Genomic DNA, 20,776 nt, shown 5'->3' on the forward strand with positions numbered 1-20,776 from the left:
ATTAATCTGTAAATGCCTGCATATCGATTAAACGCTTGTATAAGCCGCTTTTAGCCATTAGTTCGCTATGGTTTCCGGTTTCTACAATGCTGCCTTTATCTATTACTACAATCTTATCAGCATGTTGTATAGTACTTAAACGATGGGCAATTACAATTGAGGTGCGGTTTTTCATCAGGTTATTTAAGGCATCCTGAACTAATTTTTCAGATTCTGTATCTAAGGCTGAAGTAGCTTCATCCAACAACATGATGGGTGGGTTGGCCAATACAGCCCTTGCAATACACACACGCTGTTTTTGTCCGCCCGAAAGCCTATTGCCCCGATCGCCAACAAAAGATTGGTAACCGTTTTCTGTTTGCTCTATAAAATCGTGGGCATTTGCAATTTTTGCGGCCGCCATTACTTGCTCCATTGTAGCATCCGGTTTGGCAAAAGCAATGTTATTAAAAATGGTATCATTAAACAGAAAAGATTCCTGGTTAACAGTTCCCATTTGTGCCCTGATGCTTTCTACGGTAAGCTCCCTGTAATCGTAACCATCAATTTTTATTGTTCCTGATTTTGGGTCATGGAAACGCGGAAGCAAATCCATCAATGTACTTTTTCCACCACCTGACGGACCAACCAAAGCCACAGTTTTACCTTTTTCAATATCGAAGGTTATTGAGTTAAGGATTTGTTTTTCTCCATAACTGAATGATACATTTTGCAGACTTATTGCGCTGTTAAAATGATCAAGTATTTTAGCATCTGGTTCATTCACCAATAATGGTTTCGTATCCATTAATTCCAAAACACGTTCGCCTGCCGCGATACCCGAATGGATTCCACTAAATGAATCGGTAAGTGCTTTTACTGGCTGCATTACCTGCGAGAAAGTGGCAATATACACCAGGAATTTTGCAGGTGTTAAATCTCCCTGACCAGTTAAGATCATTGTTCCACCATAAAGCACAATAAAAACGACAACAAATACCCCTAAAGTTTGTGAAACAGGTGAGGCAAGCTGTTGTCTTCTGGCCATTTTTCTATTCAGGTAAGAATAGAATTTGTTCTCCTGGTCAAATTTTTCTTTAATCTTTGGGGTTGCATTAAAAGCTTTTATGATTTTAATGCCGCTCAAAGATTCGTCCAGGAATCCTATCATTTTTGCAAACGATTCGTGAGATTCTTTCGCCTGGTGTTTTAGGCGTTTAACAATTTTACTAATGATAAAGCCTGATACGGGAATTACCAGAAGAGAGAACAATGTAAGTTTAACCGAGATTGAAATGAGCACACCTACGTAGAATAACAACTGGAGCGGCTCTTTAAATACCACTTGCAAAGTGTTGGTAACGGTAAATTGCACCACCTGAACATCTGATGCTACTTTAGAAATGATATCTCCTTTACGTTCATTATTAAAGAACCCAACATGTAGGTTCATGATGTTATTGAAAACCTTTCTGCGGAGATTTAATAAAGTGTGCACCCTTAAATCTTCCATGAATCTCTGCGAGAGGTAACGGAAAAGATTTGCCAATACCACTGTAACTACAATAACAATACATACCAATTTCAAAGTTTCGGTTTTACCGTACGTATCAATAGCGTGCTGTATATATTGGCTAAATCTGCCCATAAAATCTATTGATGAGCTAACTTTTGATAGTGTTGTAGGAGCGTCTTTTATAAAAAGTGTTTCTAACAAAGGTCCTAATAGTGTAAATAGAAAGGTGTTAAAAACTATGGCGAATAATGTTGCAATAATGTAAGGTATTGCAAATTTCTCAATCGGTTTGGCAAACGATAATAAACGAAAGTAGGTCTTCATTTTGTGTAAAATGGAATATGTAAAATAGAGAAATGTATTCGCATTACTCTAAAAAAATCTAATTAAGACATTGGCAAATGTACGGTTTTCAAATAAACCTTGCCGGCTTTCAAAACCTAATGGGTTTAAAATTACAATCGGTTAATTTTCTTGGTACTAACAGATTGATTGATAATGTTTATTACATTCGAGACGTTTAGGTTTGAATGATGTTTCTGTTTCAGCATATTAAGCTGCGACCTACTGTTGTTAATACGTTGCTGATGCGCTAAATAATCTTTATAGCTTTCAAGTACCCAGGTTTTACCCATAAACAATTTTGGAATAATCTCGGTAAAAATCTGCTGAATTGGGTAGAGAACTTTTCTTATTCCATGTAAATGTACTCCCTGGAGGATGTAGCGGTTTCGATAATAAATCTTTTTAATAAAATTAGATTTAATCTGGGTTTTAGTGCTGCCACTTACATGGTGAAAGCAATATGAACGGTGTTCATAATAACATTTCCAGCCCAATTGCCACGCCCGTAAACTTAAATCAAAATCTTCTGATGAGAAAGGAGAATAAATCTCATCAAAACCACCTAATTCTTTTAATTTTTTGGCATCAACCAAAGCGTTTGCGCCAGAAAGATAGGCCGTGTATGTATTTTCATCCTGCGGATTTTCGCTATAATAAAATTTGTTTGCTTTAATTCGGCAGCCACCATAGTATAAAAAACGAGCGGCATCTTCTATCCGGCTTTCATCAAAACTCATAATACGGGCCATTACACCAAACGTGTCCGGTTTGTCGAAATATTTCCACTGGTGCTCAAAATAATCAGGCGTAAGCTTTACATCAGAGTTTAAGAGTAAAATTAATTCATATCTGGCTTCGCGGATACCATGATTGCAGGTATAAGCAAATCCTCTGTTCCTATCATTAATTAATAATTTTACCTGCTGATAATTTTGTTTGATAAACGAAATACTATCATCCTTTGAGCCGTCATCAATGACAATGATTTCAAATGCTGTATCTGCGTTTTGAGCAGCAATAAAAACAAAAGGCAAGTATTTTTCCAGCAGATGCCTGCCATTATAATTGGGTATTATGATAGAAACACTTTTCTGCATCTACTTTACGATTTTATAATTCCGGTACTCAAACAACCTCAATCCGGTTAAATCCTCTATTTTTTGTAAAACTCTTCTGCGGAAATTCATTTTTGGAGTTTCTTTGGTTAAATCTTTATCAAATTTCCAGTTTGCGGCTGCAATTCTGGATTGCATTACTTTTGGATGGTTACCTTTAAAATAGACCAGGCGATCGGCATTGTGCATATCATAGGTTTCTTGAAGCGGATAATTTTCTTCAATCCACTCGTCTGTCTGATAAAACTGATTAAAATTCCGCACTTTGCCCTGTAATCCCTTCGGTGGTTTTACCCAGCCGTAATGATAAATATAAGCATCAATTAATTTAACCTTAAGTTTTCTATCGTTAATCCTAAAGCCTTGTGCATCGCGGTAAGAACGTACACCCGGTAGGTTTTTGATAATCCGAACCTCTCTTCTATACCAGCGCCTTGATTCGGCCAGGTAATCATAAGAAGCATAAAAATGTTTATACTTTAAAAGTAAGGCCTCAACATCGTTATTGTTGAGTTCAGCTTCCATTTCTTTTTTGATCAGTGGAAGATCATCTTCATGTATGGCTTCATCGCCCTGGATATAAATCATCCAGTCGGTATCTGCACTGATTTCAGCTAAAGCTTTATTGGTTTCATCGGCAAAAACACGTCCACCTTCGCGGATGCTTTCATCCCAAATGGTATCGGTTGTTCTGATTTTAGGATCAATGCTTTTAACCATTTCGGAGGTTTCATCTGTAGAGTTTCCCAAGGCCACGATAAAATCATCGCACAAAGGCAGCACAGAAAGTATGGCTTCTTTCGCGGGATAATCATTTACAATTGCATTTCGTAAAAAGGTAAAACCGGTAACTTTCATTATGGGGTGCCTTGTAGCTGATAATTTTTGTTAATTTGTACAAAGATAGTTTTATTGATGAATACGCATCTATCCATTTTAAGTGAAGTAAAAGCGGGCAATTATAAGGTTTTGGCAAGAACATTAACGCTTATTGAAAATGATATTGAGCCGTCAGATGCTATTTTAAGAGGTTTAGATAGCAGAACTGATGTTCCGGTTCTGGGTATTACGGGGCCACCGGGTGCCGGAAAGAGTACATTGGTAAATGCGGTAACCAATCATTTTGTTACTGAAGGGAAACGCATTGCCATATTGGCAATAGATCCAACCTCTCCATTTAATTTTGGCTCTTTGTTGGGCGATCGTATCCGGATGGCTGGCCAGTTTAATCATCCAAATGTTTTTATCCGTTCGTTAGCTACGCGTGGGGCTTTGGGCGGGATTTCGGCAAAAACAATTGAAATGGTTGATGTTTTAAAGGCCGCTAATTTTGATCTGATTATTGTTGAAACTGTTGGGGTAGGGCAATCGGAAGTAGAAATTGCAGGATTGGCAGATAAAACCATTGTTGTTTTGGTGCCGGAGTCTGGAGATGAAGTTCAGCATATCAAATCTGGTTTGATGGAAATTGCCGGTTGTTTTGTAGTTAATAAGGCTGATCGGGAAGGAGCAGATACCTTTGCCAATAATCTCAAAAAAATCGTTCATCAGGGCGTGAAAACTATTCCCATCTTAAAAACTGTTGCTGATAAAAATATAGGTATAGACGAATTGTGTAAATGGATCATCAAACCCGAAATTTTTGACCATCACCGAAAAGCTTTTTTATTTGCAGAAAAAGCATGGAAAGTTATACAGCATCAAAAAATGCAGCGTGTTGATAAAAAAAGGCTGCGAGAAAAAATTCAGGCAGCCTTAAAACAAAATGATTTTAATATTTATCGTTTTGCTGATGAATTTATCAGCAATGGTTAAGCTATAATTTGAAACTGATTAACTGAAAACGGCCAACTGCAAAATGAACTAACTGTTCATAATATCTTCAATCTCTTCTGCTTCTAACGGTATATCTGCCATTAAATCTATATTTCCATTTGCGGTGATGAGGATATTGTTTTCCAAACGGATGCCCAAGCCTTCCGCCGGAATATAGATGCCGGGCTCAACAGTAAGGATGTTTCCGTTGGCAAAGGGGGTGTATCTTCCTGCAAAATCGTGTACATCGATACCCAGATGATGCGAATTGCCGTGCATAAAATATTTTTTATAAGCTGGCCATGCTGCGGTTTGCTTTTTTACATCTGCAGTTGAAATGAGCCCTAAATTGATCAGTTGCGCTGTCATGATTTCACCAACCTGCTCGTGGTAAGTATTCCATATTGTCCCTTCGCCAATTAATTTAATCGACTCTTTCATGACGTGCAGTACGGCATTGTATACATCCTTTTGTCTTTTTGTAAACCTGCCGTTAACAGGGATCGCCCTACTCATATCTGCATTATAATTGGCATATTCTGCTCCAAAATCGAATAGTATTACGTCTCCATCTTTACAAACCTGGTTATTATCGTTGTAGTGGAGGATGTTGGCATTATGGCCCGAAGCAATAATTGGGGTATAGGCATGGCCTGTTCCGCCCTGGCGGATAAACTCGTGTATAATCTCCGCTTCAATTTCATATTCTTTAACACCAGGTCTGGTAAATTTTAGCACCCTGATAAAAGCATCACGCGTTATTGTACATGCTTTTTTTGTCAGTTCGATCTCCACATCCGATTTAACTGCACGCAAATTTCGCATAATGGGTGCCGAGCGTTCATAATGGTGCAATGGGTATTTTGATTTCATTTTTTCAATGAACCGAATATCTCTGTAAGGAACTTCATGAGCGTACCTGTCGTTCTCGTTGGTATTTAAATAAATGTGTTCAGCATAGTTAACGATGCTATGTAAAATGTTATCAAAGTCTTCCAGCCAGTATACAGACTGGATCCCTGAAGCAGCCTTCGCTTGTTCTTTGGTATATTTATATCCTTCCCAAACTTGGATATAGTCGTTCGTCTGTCTTAAAAACAGGACTTCTCTGTACAAAGGATTAGGACAATCAGGATACAACAATAAAATTGTTTGTTCCTGGTCAATTCCTGATAAATAAAATAAATCGGGATTTTGCTTAAAAACAAAGTTCTGATCACCACTTCTAGGGAATTCATCACTTGAGTTGAATATGGCTATTGAATTGTTTTTTAGGTTCTTACAGAAGTTTTTTCGGTTTAAAATAAACAAAGACTGATCAATAGTAGGATATTTCATGAAACTGTATTTTATGTGGGGAAGGGCCAAAAGTAATAAAATGATTAATGACTGGCGAAGTTTGGAACGGAGTTTGTATAAAAGTTTGAAAATTTAAAATTTTGATTAATTTTGCCATTACTGAAAAATTAATCAATTAAATTGTTTAACCCTTAAAAAAGAAAAAGATTATGAATTATTCTACTTTAAAGAAAAGTGTTGCGCTTTCTTTAGTGGCATTAACAGGAGTTGCTTCTCTTGCTGTCGCTCAGGATGCTCCTGCAACCTCTTCTGCTGTCAAGGTATTTGGCGGTAGAGGACAGTACAGAACTTGGTCTATCGGTGTACACGGTGGTGTTTTAATGCCAGTTGTTGCTATCGGTGGTACTAACGACTTTAACAAATGGGATGCTAACTTAGGTTACGGTTTAAACATCCGTAAACAGTTAGGTCACTCTTTTGGTTTAGAATTAAACGGAACACGTGGTAAACTTTCAGGTAATAACGAAGGTATTTCTAACCCTGCTGTTAAAGATTTCGAAACTCAATTACAATATGCTGTAGATCTACGTGGTGTTGTAAACGTAGGTTCTATCGACTTCTTACGTCGTGAGAACTCAGTAGGTTTCTTCTTAACAGCTGGTGCTGGTTATATGGCTTATGCGCCAAAAATTACTACTGGAGCTGGTCAAGTTATCGACTGGAAAGGTAAAGCTGTTGGTCCTGCTGATGACAGACACGATGCTAAAGATTACGTAAAAGGTTTCTACATCCCAGTTGGTGCTGGTGTTAAATTCAAAGTTTCTGAGCGTGTTAACTTTAACTTAGGTTACACCATGAACTTTGTTGATGCTGATAACTTAGACGGTGTTTATGCAAAAGGTCAAACTAAAGATAAATTCTCTTACGGTTATGCTGGTTTAGAATTCTCTTTAGGTTCTTCTGCTAAACCAAGTTTAGAGTGGACTAACCCATTAGCTACTATGTATGATGAGTTAAAAGATCCAACTTTACGTCAAGAAGTTGAAGCATTGAAAAACCGTGTTTCTGCTGTTGAGAAATCTGTTGAAGATTTGAAAAAAGATACTGATGGTGACGGTGTTGCTGATCAATTCGACAAATGCCCAGGAACTCCTGCTGGTACTGCTGTTGATGGTTCAGGTTGTCCTCTTCCAAAAGCAACTCCAGTTGATTCAGTAGCTTCTAACGTAACTGGTTTCGAAAAAATCGGTTTCGATTTCAACTCTTCAGTTTTAAAAACTGAGTCTTACCCTACTTTAGATAAATTATCTTCAGTGTTACGTGAAAACGGTGGTAAAGTAACTGTAAACGGTTATGCTTCAAGCGAAGGTACTGCTGCATATAACTTGAAATTATCTAAAGACAGAGCTAACTCTGTTAAAACTTACTTAGTAAACTCTGGCGTTAACGCTAGTCAAGTTGCTACTAAAGGTCATGGCGAAGCTAATCCAATTGCTTCTAACGATACTGAAGAAGGTCGTATCCAAAACCGTCGTGTTGAAACTGCTAGAAACTAGTATTTCAATATAAAGCTTAAAAAAGTCCCGATGCAAATCGGGACTTTTTTTATGCCTTTTAGTTTCGCGTATTAAGCTTTTTAGCTAAGTTTGTATTATGTACTTCTTTAGAAAAAAGGATCCTAATAGGCCAAATAACATCAATCTGAGGATTATGCATTTTATTAATGCATTGGCCATATTAATTTTTCTAGCAGGTATCATTTACAAGCTTATTCAGTGGCTTGCCAAATAACCTTAAATTGTATGAAACAAATTATCAAAACAAGCAATGCCCCAGCTCCAATTGGGCCATATAGCCAGGCTGTACAAGCTGGAGACTTCTTATTCGTATCGGGCCAGGTAGCTATTAATCCCGAAAGCGGAGAATTAAATATTGGCCATATTGAAGAAGAAACGCATCAAGTAATGCGTAACCTTAAAGCTGTTTTGCTTGAGGCCGGTTTAACGTTTGATCATGTAGTAAAATCTACTATTTTTTTAAGTGACATGGGTACTTTTGCTCAGGTAAATGAAGTTTACGGGCAATACTTCACGGCTGATTTTCCTGCCCGTGAAACGGTTCAGGTTTCTGTATTACCTAAAAACGTTAATGTAGAAATCTCTGTAATTGCCATTGTAGGCTAGTTTTGACAGACAATAAAATTAAATACTTCATATCGGGCATTGTTCCTTACATGATCTGGGGAACAATGTCTATACCTTTACGTAACATCAAGGGTTTTCCACCACACGAAATTTTATATTATAGGATATTCGTTTCCACTATTTTAGTTTGGGCAACCATTTTTTTATTCAGGAGAGAAGCACTAAAAAGTGATTTGAAGTTCTTGAAATCATTAAGCACGCGCAATAAAACTAAATTAATGCTGCTTACGGTAGTGTCGTCATTTCTAATTACCGGAAATTGGTTCACCTATATTTATGCCGTAAATAGTGTGAGTTTAAAGGCAGCAGCTTTTGCCTATATGGTTTGCCCGCTGTTAACTGCACTTTGCGGATTTATTATTTTAAAAGAGCAATTAACCAGGGCAAATGCTATTGCGCTTATTGTTGCTTTTATCAGTATCATACTGTTGGCAACAGGATCCTTACATGAAGTAATATGGGCCATTATCATTGCTTCGTTTTATGCCATGTATGTTATTTTGCTGAAAATAATTAAAGGAATAGATAAATTTAATTTTTTAGGCGTTCAGTTAATTTTATCCGGATTAATGATGCTGCCATTATATTTTCTCCATGCTGCGCCTTTTCCAACCGAAAATATTTTTTGGCTGCATATATTTTTGATCGCTATTGTATTTACCATTATTCCACTTTTTTTAAATTCTTATGCGCTGATGGGAATGCCTTCATCTGCCCTGGGTATTTTAATCTATATCAATCCAATTGTTGCTTTTGCCGTTGCATTTTTCTACTTTAAAGAGAAGATAGATCTGCACCAGCTTTTTGCTTATTTGCTTTTGCTGCTATCGATTGTTATTTTTAATGCACCATTGCTAAAAAGTGTTGTTTACAAGAAACAGTAGAATATTTTGTTTAATTCGGTATTAGATACACCTGTTGAGTTTTTGAAAGGCGTTGGGCCAAGTCGTGCCGATGTTTTAAAAAAAGATCTCGGCCTGTTTACCTATCAGGATATGCTTGCACATTATCCCTTCAGGTATATCGACCGGACAAAATATTTTAAGATCAACCAGATTAATCCCGATTCGCAGTATATCCAGATCATTGGCCGGGTAATCAGTAAAAAGGTAATCGGCGATAAAAGGGCAAAGCGTATTGTGGCTGTTTTTAAGGATGAAACCGGAATGATGGAACTGGTTTGGTTTCAGAGCCTGAAATGGGTTGACGAGAATATTACCGTTGGTACCGCGTATGTAGCCTTTGGGAAACCCAATTTTTTTAACGGAACATTCAGTATCTCCCATCCGGAGATGGAATTATACCAGCGTAAGCAGATCGGAAGAGGAAATTTAACCCTACAGCCAGTTTATAATTCAACAGAAAAGCTTAAAAAATTTAATCTCGATTCAAAGGGCATACAACGTTTAATTGCTGGCTTGCTCGATCAGATTATTCCTCAGGTGCCGGAAAATTTACCGCAATATATTATAGATAAGTACCAGCTGCCAGATAAAAGACTGGCCTTGCTAAATATTCATTTTCCCAAAAATCAACAGGATTTAAATGCTGCGGAAAGACGGTTAAAGTTTGAGGAGTTATTTTTCATTCAGTTACAGCTTTTACATAATAAACAATTGCGCCAGTTAAAATTTAAAGGCGCAACCTTCGATAAAGTTGGTGAAAAGGTGAACCGTTTTTATAAGGAATTTTTACCTTTCGAGTTAACCAATGCTCAAAAACGTGTAGTTAAGGAAATCAGGATCGATACGCAACGCGGTGTGCAGATGAACAGGCTTGTTCAGGGCGACGTAGGGAGTGGTAAAACAGCGGTTGCCTTGATGAGCATGCTTTTGGCAAATGATAATGGCTATCAAGCCTGTATGATGGCGCCGACAGAGATTTTGGCCCGTCAGCATTATGCCTCTGTTACCGAGCTTGTATCCGGTGATCTGGTTCGTGTGGCCATTCTTACCGGAAATACTAAAAAGAAAGAGCGGACCATTTTGCATGAGCAATTGGAGAATGGAGAGATCGATATTCTGATCGGAACGCATGCATTGATTGAAGATAAGGTTCAGTTTAAAAACCTTGGGCTGGTTGTAATTGATGAACAACATCGTTTTGGTGTGGAACAGCGTGCTAAACTTTGGCGCAAAAATATTATCCCTCCACACATTCTGGTCATGACCGCTACGCCAATTCCACGTACGCTGGCAATGACCTTATATGGTGATCTTGATGTTTCGATTATCGATGAATTACCAGCGGGCAGAAAACCAATAGAAACGAAGCACCTTTTTGAAGGTCAACGGCTTAGGATGTTTGGTTTTATGAAGCAGGAAATTGCAAAAGGCAGGCAAGTTTATATTGTTTACCCTTTGATTAAAGAAAGTGAAAAACTAGATCTTTTACATCTTGAGGCTGGAATTGAGCAGCTGAGTTATCAGTTTCCACGCCCCGAATACCAGATGAGTATTGTACACGGCCAGATGCCAAATGCTGATAAACAGTTCGAGATGCAGCAGTTTATTGATGGTAAAAGCCAGATTATGGTAGCTACAACCGTTATTGAAGTTGGTGTTAATGTTCCTAATGCTTCAGTAATGATAATTGAAAATGCCGAACGGTTTGGTCTGTCTCAGCTTCACCAGTTACGCGGAAGGGTAGGCCGTGGGGCAGAACAATCTTTCTGTATCTTAATGAGCGGCAACAAACTCAGTAAGGAGGGCAAGATCCGTTTAGAAACCATGGTTCGGACTAATAACGGGTTCGAAATATCAGAAATTGATCTGCAGCTTCGCGGTCCGGGCGATATTACCGGAACGCAGCAGAGTGGTGTACTGGATTTAAAACTTGCTGACCTTGCTAAAGATCAGATAATTTTGTCTGAAGCACGCAATACGGTTATCGAACTTTTTTCGGAAGATCCGCAGTTGGAGAAAACTGAACATTCTGTTTTAAAAGCATACCTTCAGAAGTTAGAAAGAGGGATTTCTTTTGATAAGATAAGTTAACCAACAGCCACAGAAATTCTTTGTCTTATACAATAATATTTAACATTGTATCATTTGTTCTACTTTATGTCATCTTTGTAATGTTTTTTTTACAATTCAGTCTGGTATAAATATTATTTGGCCAGCATTTTTAAGTTCCTAATATTCCTATCTTGCGTGTAACCAATATTAACTGTTTAGTTGACAAGTATAAGTCGGGATATGCCTGTTTATGTAGCTATTAAATAGTTAGTTTATGTATCAGATAAGGGGATTCATAATGGTTAACCGTGCTTTGTTGACATCGTATTCGAGAAGACTACAATCTTTTTAGAGAAACTGATGTAGATGATCGATTCAATAAATCAAAGTATTAATAATGCACTGATGAAAGTTCATGATTACTCGTGAATATTAAAATGTATTACAATCAATATCTAACCAAAATAAATTAAAAACTATGAAAAAAAATCTATTGAGGACTTTTGCCAAAAGTAGCCTATTTCTTGTTTGCGGTGGTTGTCTCTTTTTTTCGCCACTTGCCAGCATGTCTGCTACGGCATCATTGCATGAAAAGGAACCTTTTGATTTTTACAAACTGCCCCTTCAGGATATTATTGTTAAGGGGAAAGTTACAGATGCCAAAGGCCCCATTCCAGGTGTAAGCGTGAAGTTGAAGGGGGGTACAGCAACCACGGTAACCGATGGATCGGGAAATTTTAGCATCAAAGTACCTGAAGATGCAACGTTGATATTTACTTATATCGGTTACGCAGACCAGGAAGTTCAGGTAAAAAACCAAACCAATATCAATGTAAAGTTATTAGAGAATAACCAAAATCTTTCGGAAGTGGTTGTAGTAGGTTATGGCACACAAAAGAAAGCCGTTGTATCCGGAGCAGTGGCTTCGGTTAAAGGTACCGAACTCGCTAAATCCTCATCGGTGAACTTAACCAACTCATTAGCGGGCCGGTTACCTGGTGTAACAGCTTTGCAGGGGAGTGGAGAGCCGGGCTATGATGGGTCAACCATCAGGATTCGTGGTACAAACTCGCTTGGAAATAACAACGCACTGATTGTAATTGATGGGATACCTAACCGTGCAGGTGGTATTGAACGGTTAAATCCGAACGATATTGAAAGTGTATCGGTGTTGAAAGATGCATCTGCTGCTATCTATGGTTCGCAAGCGGCCAACGGGGTAATCTTAATTACCACCAAATTGGGTAAATCTGGTAAGCCTCAGTTTTCCTATGATTTTAGTTATGGCTTGCAACAGCCTACAAGGATACCGAAAATGACTAATTCGGTACAATATGCCGAAATTCTGAATGAGCTGAATATCTTCGGTTCTGACATTAACCCTAACGAATGGGCTGCCGCATGGAATAGTTTTAAATCTACCGGCTCCTACACTTCTACAGGAGGAAAAACAATTAATGCTGCTTATAAAGCTGATGAGATCAGAAAGTTCGGCGATGGATCAGATCCGTTAAGATATCCTAATACCGATTGGTTTAAAACTACTTTTCAAAACTGGTCGCCTCAACAAAGGCATAATGTTCAGATCAATGGAGGGAGTGAAAATGTAAAGTATCTTGTTTCTTTGGGCTATCTTGATCAGGATGGCTATTATAAAAACTCTGCAACGGGATACAAACAGTATGATATGCGGTTTAACCTCGAGGCAAAGCTGAGTAAATATATTACCACAACGCTAGGGGTAACGGCAAGGGAAGAAGACCGTAATTTCCCTACAGTGGGTGCAGGTGATATTTTCAGGTTTTTAATGCGGGGAAGACCAACTGAAATTGCAATATGGCCAAATGGTAAACCCGGAAGAGATATCGAATATGGTTATAACCCGGTCGTATCGACTACGGATTTAACCGGTTATAATAAAGATATCAGAGATTACTTCCAAACTACAGGTAAAGTAGAGATTAAAATCCCCGGTGTTGAGGGGTTAAAAGTAACCGGAACTGCAGCAATAGATAAATATTCTGGCAGGCAGAAAAACTGGCAATTGCCCTGGACACTTTACGATTGGGACAAGAAAACCTTTGAAGCTGATGGGGTAACACCAGTATTAACTGGTACGGTAAGGTCGCAATACACCGATCCAAGACTAAGAGAAACAGCTGGTGGGCAATTGGCTATCAACTTAACCGGAATGATCAATTACGATAAGAAAATAGGTGATCATAACATTGGCTTAATGGCCGGTGTAACCCGCGAAAAAGCTACAAATGATGGATTTACAGCTTTTAGGAGATATTTTATTTCAACATCTGTTCAGGAATTATTGGCCGGTGATGAGCGTGAACAATCGTTAGGTAATAATCCAGGCGATCCGAACAATTTATTTAACAGGGCGCGTTTAAGTTATTTTGGAAGGGCTGGGTATAACTATAAAGAGAAATATCTTGCTGAATTTTTGTGGCGGGTAGATGGTTCTTATATTTTTCCAACCAACAGGCGTTTTGGTTTTTTTCCTGGTGTATCTGTGGGATGGCGTTTATCTGAAGAGTCTTTTTTCAAGGAAAATGTTAAGTTCATCAATAATTTAAAACTGAGGGCATCATATGGGCAGATGGGTGCTGAGGCATATTTCGGTGATGCACTGCAGGAATATCAATACCTCAGTTTAATGAATTTTGGAACGTATACCTTTAATGACCTTGTTACTAAAACACTAACAGAAGGTAAAGTACCGAACTTCAACTTTGGTTGGGAAGTAGCCAACAATACCAACGTAGGTTTGGATGCCTCCTTCCTAAACAACAAACTATCACTTGAATTGGATTATTTCTATAATAAACGCACCAATATTCTGATTAGTAGGGGGAGCTCTGTACCTGAAAGCTCAGGTATTACGGACCGTTTACCTCCTGTTAACCTGGGGAAAGTAAACAATAAAGGTTTCGAGTTTAAATTGAGTTACAACGATCGGGTTGGCGATTTAGATTTTGGCGTAAGTGTAAACGGCGGTTATGCCAAAAACAATATTGTTTTTTGGGATGAAACCCCAGGCGCTCCAGAGTGGCAGCTTTCAACTGGTAGGGTAACCAATTCTTGGTTGGTGTATGATTACGATGGTGTTTTCAAAGATCAGGCAGAAGCTGATGCCAATAAACAAAAATATAGTGCATTAACCAGTAATCTTCGCGCAGGTGATATGAAGTTTAAAGATATTAACGGCGATGGTAAAATTAATGCTGATGATAAAATACGTCTGGATAAAAACGGCACCCCAACCTTTACCGGAGGTTTTAACTTAAACTTACAGTATAAAGGGTTCGACTTATCTGTTCTGATTCAAGGTGCAACTGGCGGAATGCAGATTGTAGGGATCACCGAATCTGGCGATATTGGTAATTTCTTAGAATGGTCTTACAAAAACCGTTGGAGCATTGAGAATCCAAGTTCGGTAGATCCACGTTTATCAAACCGCGGAGCTACCTATTACACCGATAGCAACAATGCACTGAACAATACCTATTGGTTGCGGAGCAATAATTACATCAGGCTTAAAAATGTGGAGTTAGGTTACACCTTGCCTACTGGCTGGGTTGAAAAAGTTGGCTTAAACAGCGTAAGAGTATATACCAATGGATTGAATCTGGCCACTCTTGATAAAATCAAAGTTTGGGATCCGGAGTCAACCAATTCAAGCGGTCAGTACTATCCGCAGGCCAGGGTAATCAACTTTGGAATTAAAGCCGCTTTTTAAAACGTAATTAAGTTTAACCGTTACTATCAAGAATATGAAAGCAATAAATAAAAGTATAAATATCTATATATTAATTTTCGCAACCATTTTTGCAACATCCTGTAAAAAAGATTTTTTAGATGTAGACTCGCCCAGTCAGGTGCCAGCAGAATCAGTATGGAAAGATCCTGCAACTGCACAGGCCTTCGTTAATGACATCTATAACGGACTAGGTAATGGGGGTTTCTCTGAACAAATGTTAGCTTCTGTATCAGATGAAGCGCTGTTTACTCACCCAACCCGCGGCATTGATCTGGTTAATAGTGCTACCATTAACCCTTCTACATTAGGCTGGGTCGATGATACCTGGGCTTATAAACAAATGTACACACGCATCAGGGCCTGTAATATTACCATCGAAAAAATAACCAGTGGAGATAATGGTCTAAGCAGCCAGTCGCTGAAGGATCAGTTATTGGGTGAAGCTTATTTTTTAAGGGCTTACTACTATCAGCAGTTATTGCGTTATTATGGCGCTATACCCCTTATCACAAAAGTTTATGTGCTAGATGATGAATATAAAGTAAAAAGAAATACATACGAAGAGTGTGTAAATTTTATTGTTAAAGATTGCGATGAAGCCAACAGGCTGTTAACCGGTAAAACACTTGATAAGGGACGTACCACGGCACTTGCTGCTTTAGCATTAAAATCAAGGGTGTTAATTTACGCTGCCAGTGATTTGCATGACAGGGCAAAGCTTAATGTTAAATTTACAGGTATTGCTGCTCAAAAATTAGATTTTTTAAGTTATGCCAGCGGTAATCAGGCTGATCGTTACAGATTGGCGCAAACTGCTGCCAAAGCCGTGATGGATTTAGGTACAGGTTATAAATTAAATCTTTCTGCTCCTGCTACGGATGGTCAATTGAATTATAAAAGCATTGCTATGGGCGGAGCAAGCAAGGCATCAGGGATAGACGCTACTGCATCATCAGAACTCATTTTTGCGCGTTATTTCATTATCCAGAATAACATCAAACATGCGCAGCAGAATGGTCCGAATGGTTACCATAACTGGGCAGGTAATACACCTATAGGTTTGTTGGTTGATGATTATGAGATGAAAGATGGCAGCAAGTTTAGCTGGGCAAATGCTGTACAAAAAGCTAATCCTTATCAGAATAGAGATCCTCGTTTTTATGCTACTATTTTATACGATGGTGCAGGTTGGAAACCACGCGATAAGGCTTCGGGAAATGTAGATCCGGCAAGCCAGATTCAAACGGGCATCTATGATTTGTTAGATGATAAAGGAAACAGATTCGATTTTAGAGGATTGGATACAAGAGCTAGTTCTATCGAAAACTGGAATGGAAGCTGGACAGGTTATTATTACCATAAATTTATCGATCCGGATCCAACCATTGTAGATGCTTCTATGTCGCAGAATGTGCCCTGGCCTTTCTTCAGGTATACTGAAGCGGTATTTAATTATATTGAAGCAAGCATTGAATTAGGAGAACTCAGTAATGCTACAACCTGGTTAAACAAAATCCGTTTCAGGGCAGGTATGCCTGCGGTAACGGCTACAGATCAAGCTGGACTTAGAGAGGTTTACCGCCACGAGCGCCGCATAGAAATGGCTTATGAAGAACAACGTTATCATGATGCCCGCAGGTGGTTAATTGCCAGTGAAACATTAGGCAGAAAAGTGACGTATATTAAGGTAACAGGTAAGTTTAAGTCTGGCAAAACCATGACCGCTCCTTACCATTACGATCCAACCATTTATGATTACACTTATAATCCGGTTGAGGAAAATGCGCAGGAAAACAGAACCTGGGACAATAAACTTTATTTCAGGCCATTTAGCCGCGATGAAGTAAACAAAAATAATTTACTCGAACAAAATCCTGGTTACTAAGCTAGCCTGATTTGATAAACCCGATGGATAATTATTCATCGGGTTTTTTAGGCTTAAAAGTATGGGCTATCACGCTGTTATTTTACTTTTAAATAGAAAAATAACCAATGTTGAGCATTTTTCTATTGCGCTATTTAATTTTCAAAGCTTAGTTTTGCAAATAATTTTTCTACATGGCAGATTCAGGCCCCAACCCCGTTATTGTAAAACCAGACCCATTCGCAGCGCTACGATATAAAGAATTTAGATCATTCCTGGGCATGCGGTTCTTTTTTACGCTTGCTTACCAAATGCAGGCTGTGGTTATCGGTTATCATATTTACGATTTAACACATGATCCGCTAAAACTCGGTTTGGTTGGATTATGTGAAGCTATACCAGCTATTGGTATTGCACTATATGGTGGCTACATTGCCGATAAAAGTGAAAAACGTGGGTTGTTAATCAAGATATTTTCAGGTGTTTGGCTAGCCTCCGTCTTAATGCTGGTAATTACCAGTAAATATCTTCACCTGGAAGAAGACCTTATTGTACTGATTATGTATGGTTTGGTTTTCTGTATTGGCTTGGCCAGGGGCTTTTTTGGTCCGGCAACATTTTCTTTAATGGCCAAAATTGTACCAAAAGAACTGTACCCGAACTCAAGTACATGGAACAGCAGCAGCTGGCAACTGGCTACTATTATTGGTCCGTTGGTTGGTGGTTTAGTAAACTGGTTGTGGGGAATTACAGCTGCATATAGTGTAATTGTAGTTCTGATTACCATCTCATTAATTTGCATATCTACTTTTAAAAAGCACCCGGCTACTTATGTGCCTACGCAGAATATATTCCATAGTTTAAAAGAAGGAATCCAGTTTGTTTTTAAAACGAAGATGATGGTTTGGGCCATGAGTTTAGATTTGTTTTCTGTCTTTTTTGGTGGGGCTGTAGCTTTATTGCCCATGTTTGCCAAAGATGTTTTTCATTTAGGGTCTTTTGGATTGGGCATGATGCGCGGTGCAGCATCTTCAGGGGCTGTAATTACGATGCTGGCCATGACACGCTTTTCACCAATGGGGAAACCTTGGCGTAACCTATTAATTGCAGTAACAGGTTTCGGCCTCAGCATTATTTGCTATGGTTTATCTAAAAACTTCTATCTCACCTTATTTTTTCTTTTTCTGGAGGGATCGTTTGATAGTGTAAGTGTAATTATCAGGCAAACCATCATGCAATTGCTTACACCAGATGAGATGCGTGGAAGAGTTTCGGCGGTAAACAGTATGTTCATTGGTTCATCTAACGAAATCGGCGAGTTTGAATCAGGTTTAACAGCTAAACTAATGAAGCTGGTTCCTGCAGTTGTATTTGGAGGAAGCATGACGATTGCCATTGCCGGTATTACCTGGTTAAAAACAAGATCGTTAACCAAACTCAGTTTACAGGATATTAATGAGCAGACCGCTAAGAGCGGTTAATGCAAAGAGCCGTCACCTGGTATTTTGGATCTAAGACAGAATGTTACTTTTTATAGTTAGGAAAGCAATAGTGTGCAAAATTTTTCGGTAGTCCTGCCTTTCCTCCAATCTTTCTGTTAGTGGTGTTATGGCATTTTGATTTACTGCAACAAAAAGTATTTCCGTACAGTCAGGTTTAATGCAATTGGGTTTTTGCTACTATTAAAGGTTGACAGGCCTGACGCTAAACAAACAGTTGGGTGGTATTGAAATTTGTCAACTTTTTAGCGTTTCGGCTATTAAAGTTGACAAATTAAATATACGATTTAAAAACTGAAGTCTGTGGATACAAAGTCCCTGGCTTTATTTAAATCATTTAAAACTTCTTATTCTTACCCCACATAAGGTAAATAATAGAACCTAGAAAAGGCGCCAGCAGGATAATAATGAACCATAATACCTTTACGCTAAAGCCCATTGAGCTGTTTCTGGAGATATGATAAAGGGCAATCAGGATTAGGGCCAGCCATAAAACGGCAGGTATAATCACGAACAGCGCTACCTGGTTGCTATTGATTTCTGCTAATAACATCTGAAATATTTTATTTACTTAAGCTTCAACAATCCGCTCGCCAATTTGTTGGCGCCACATGGCCTGGTACAAGCCATTTTGTGCAATTAATTCTTCGTGATTGCCCTGCTCAATAATATGCCCTTTTTCTAACACGTAAATTTTATCAGCATGTTTGATGGTTGATAAACGGTGCGCAATTAAAATGGTAATGTGATCGGTTAAATTAGAAACCGAACGGATGGTTTTGGTAATTTCTTCCTCGGTAATCGAATCTAATGACGATGTGGCTTCATCAAAAACGAGGATATCCGGCTGGCGTAATAAAGCTCTGGCTATAGATAAACGCTGTTTTTCACCTCCTGAGACCTTTACACCACCTTCGCCAATTAACGAATCCAAACCTTTATCAGCCCGGGCTAATAAAGTTTGACAAGCAGCCTGGTTTAATACTTTATAACATTCCTCATCTGTTGCAGTTGGGTTTACAAATAACAGATTTTCTCTAATCGTACCCGAGAATAACTGCGTGTCTTGCGTTACGAAACCAATTTTCTCACGTAAGGCATCAAGATCGATATCACTACTTGGAATACCATTATATAAAATCTCACCCTCTTTTGCCGGATATAAACCCACCAATAGTTTCACCAGTGTACTTTTTCCGGAACCCGAAGGGCCAACAAATGCTATGGTTTGGCCGTGATGGGTTTCAAAGGAAATATTTTCTAAAGCATTTCTATTGGCCGTCAGGTGTTTGAAGCCAACCTTACTAAAGGTTAACTCTTTAATTTTTTCGATCGAAGTCGGGTTTTCAGGTTTTTTATCAATTGGTGTGCTCAAGATCTTTTTAAAGTTACCTAACGAAACCTCAGCCTCACGCCAGGTTAAAATCACGTTGCCAAGCTCCTGGAGCGGACCAAACAGGAAGAAGGAGTAAAAAAGGAATGAAAAGTATTGTCCGGCAGAAATGGTATTGTCGAAAATAAGCAAGAGCAGCACCAGCACCATTGTACTACGCACCAGATTTACGGTAGTACCCTGAACAAAACTCATACTCCGTACATATTTCACTTTTTTAAGCTCCAAACCAAGAATTTTATAGGTGGTTTTGTTTAGTCTTTCAATTTCCTGATCGGCCAGACCTAAACTTTTAACCAGTTCGATATTTCTTAGAGATTCTGTTGTAGAGCCTGCCAGCGCAGTTGTTTCGCCAACTATAGAGCGTTGTATGGTTTTGATTTTACGGCTTAAAAACCAGCTGACGAAGCTAATGATCGGAATAGCTGAAAAATAAACCAGCGTAACTTTGTAGCTTACCGAAACCGAATACACGATAACGAAGATCATTCCGATTAGACTTACAAAAAGAATACTGATAAAGGAGGTAATAAATTTCTCAGAATCTAAGCGTACTTTTTGTAAAATACCCAGAGTTTCGCCGCTGCGCTGATCTTCGAAAACCTGATAAGGTAATTTAAGTGAATGCTGCAAACCATCAGCATACATTTTTGCCCCAACTTTTTGCACAATCACACTGGTGAAGTAATCCTGAAAATTTTTAGCAATACGGGAAACCATGGCTGCACCAATAGCAAGGCCAATTAAACCCAGCGAACCCCAAAGGTATTGAGCGTAGGTGAGTGTATCTTTTTTATTGATAAAGCGGTCTAAAATGCGACCGGTGATATATGGATCTAAAAGTGAAAAGCCAATATTGAAACCTGCAAGCAATAACGCCAGAACCACAATCCACTTGTGGTGTTTCAGGTAGTCTAATAATAATCCCATTAAGTTTTGTTGTTTTAAGTACAAACATAAAAAAAGGGAACGGATAAAAATCCATTCCCTTTTTTTATGACTTTAAGCTAAGAAAGTT

The 20,776-nt window shown here is 38.6% G+C and carries 15 protein-coding genes; 9 read left to right on the forward strand and 6 right to left on the reverse strand.

Annotated elements, in window-relative coordinates:
- Position 1: 1 nt before the first annotated feature.
- From ABEG20_RS19815 to ABEG20_RS19825, 3 genes are all read right to left on the reverse strand, one after another.
- Complete coding sequence (locus tag ABEG20_RS19815) at positions 2–1,819, reverse strand: ABC transporter ATP-binding protein (protein WP_406824956.1); 1,818 nt, start codon at positions 1,817–1,819, stop codon at positions 2–4.
- A 131-nt stretch (positions 1,820–1,950) separates the two neighbouring features.
- Complete coding sequence (locus tag ABEG20_RS19820; protein ID WP_406824957.1) at positions 1,951–2,937, reverse strand: glycosyltransferase family 2 protein; 987 nt, start codon at positions 2,935–2,937, stop codon at positions 1,951–1,953.
- Positions 2,938–3,813 carry a glycosyltransferase family 2 protein gene (locus ABEG20_RS19825; RefSeq protein ID WP_406824958.1) on the reverse strand — a complete coding sequence of 292 codons (876 nt, stop codon included), beginning with the start codon at positions 3,811–3,813 and terminating at the stop codon, positions 2,938–2,940.
- Positions 3,814–3,870: 57 nt separating this feature from the next.
- Here ABEG20_RS19825 and meaB point away from each other — a divergent pair, with 57 nt between their 5' ends.
- The gene (gene meaB, locus ABEG20_RS19830; RefSeq protein WP_406824959.1) at positions 3,871–4,770 is read left to right on the forward strand and encodes a methylmalonyl Co-A mutase-associated GTPase MeaB; all 900 of its coding nucleotides are present in this window, start codon (positions 3,871–3,873) and stop codon (positions 4,768–4,770) included.
- Positions 4,771–4,818: 48 nt separating this feature from the next.
- On the opposite strand, the gene ABEG20_RS19835 is transcribed toward meaB, so the two are convergent.
- Positions 4,819–6,108, reverse strand: a complete 1,290-nt coding sequence (locus ABEG20_RS19835) for an aminopeptidase P family protein (protein WP_406824960.1) — start codon at positions 6,106–6,108, stop codon at positions 4,819–4,821.
- Positions 6,109–6,278: 170 nt separating this feature from the next.
- On the opposite strand from ABEG20_RS19835, the gene ABEG20_RS19840 reads away from it, so the two are divergent.
- The 8 genes from ABEG20_RS19840 to ABEG20_RS19875 all read left to right on the forward strand — a co-directional run bounded on the left by ABEG20_RS19840 (position 6,279) and on the right by ABEG20_RS19875 (position 18,347).
- On the forward strand, positions 6,279–7,625 hold the full coding sequence (locus ABEG20_RS19840) for an OmpA family protein (RefSeq protein WP_406824961.1): 1,347 nt from the start codon (positions 6,279–6,281) through the stop codon (positions 7,623–7,625).
- 97 nt (positions 7,626–7,722) lie between these two features.
- Positions 7,723–7,860, forward strand: coding sequence for a DUF6728 family protein (locus ABEG20_RS19845; protein WP_317039670.1), 138 nt, complete (start codon positions 7,723–7,725; stop codon positions 7,858–7,860).
- Positions 7,861–7,871: 11 nt separating this feature from the next.
- Positions 7,872–8,252, forward strand: a complete 381-nt coding sequence (locus ABEG20_RS19850) for a RidA family protein (RefSeq protein ID WP_406824962.1) — start codon at positions 7,872–7,874, stop codon at positions 8,250–8,252.
- Between the two features lie 2 nt (positions 8,253–8,254).
- On the forward strand, positions 8,255–9,157 hold the full coding sequence (locus ABEG20_RS19855; RefSeq protein ID WP_406824963.1) for an EamA family transporter: 903 nt from the start codon (positions 8,255–8,257) through the stop codon (positions 9,155–9,157).
- 6 nt (positions 9,158–9,163) lie between these two features.
- Positions 9,164–11,269, forward strand: coding sequence for an ATP-dependent DNA helicase RecG (gene recG, locus ABEG20_RS19860; RefSeq protein ID WP_406824964.1), 2,106 nt, complete (start codon positions 9,164–9,166; stop codon positions 11,267–11,269).
- 439 nt (positions 11,270–11,708) lie between these two features.
- Complete coding sequence (locus ABEG20_RS19865) at positions 11,709–14,981, forward strand: SusC/RagA family TonB-linked outer membrane protein (RefSeq protein ID WP_406824965.1); 3,273 nt, start codon at positions 11,709–11,711, stop codon at positions 14,979–14,981.
- 34 nt (positions 14,982–15,015) lie between these two features.
- Positions 15,016–16,887: a RagB/SusD family nutrient uptake outer membrane protein gene (locus ABEG20_RS19870; protein ID WP_406824966.1), complete on the forward strand. Its 1,872-nt coding sequence runs from the start codon at positions 15,016–15,018 to the stop codon at positions 16,885–16,887.
- 173 nt (positions 16,888–17,060) lie between these two features.
- Positions 17,061–18,347: an MFS transporter gene (locus tag ABEG20_RS19875; RefSeq protein ID WP_406824967.1), complete on the forward strand. Its 1,287-nt coding sequence runs from the start codon at positions 17,061–17,063 to the stop codon at positions 18,345–18,347.
- Positions 18,348–18,702: 355 nt separating this feature from the next.
- Here ABEG20_RS19875 and ABEG20_RS19880 read toward each other — a convergent pair whose 3' ends face one another.
- Together ABEG20_RS19880 and ABEG20_RS19885 are read right to left on the reverse strand one after the other, a co-directional pair.
- On the reverse strand, positions 18,703–18,918 hold the full coding sequence (locus ABEG20_RS19880; protein ID WP_134204276.1) for a PLDc N-terminal domain-containing protein: 216 nt from the start codon (positions 18,916–18,918) through the stop codon (positions 18,703–18,705).
- 18 nt (positions 18,919–18,936) lie between these two features.
- Complete coding sequence (locus tag ABEG20_RS19885; RefSeq protein ID WP_406824968.1) at positions 18,937–20,688, reverse strand: ABC transporter ATP-binding protein; 1,752 nt, start codon at positions 20,686–20,688, stop codon at positions 18,937–18,939.
- Positions 20,689–20,776 lie beyond the last annotated feature (88 nt).

The organism is Pedobacter sp. KACC 23697, assembly GCF_045348445.1.
Taxonomy (GTDB): Bacteria; Bacteroidota; Bacteroidia; order Sphingobacteriales; family Sphingobacteriaceae; genus Pedobacter.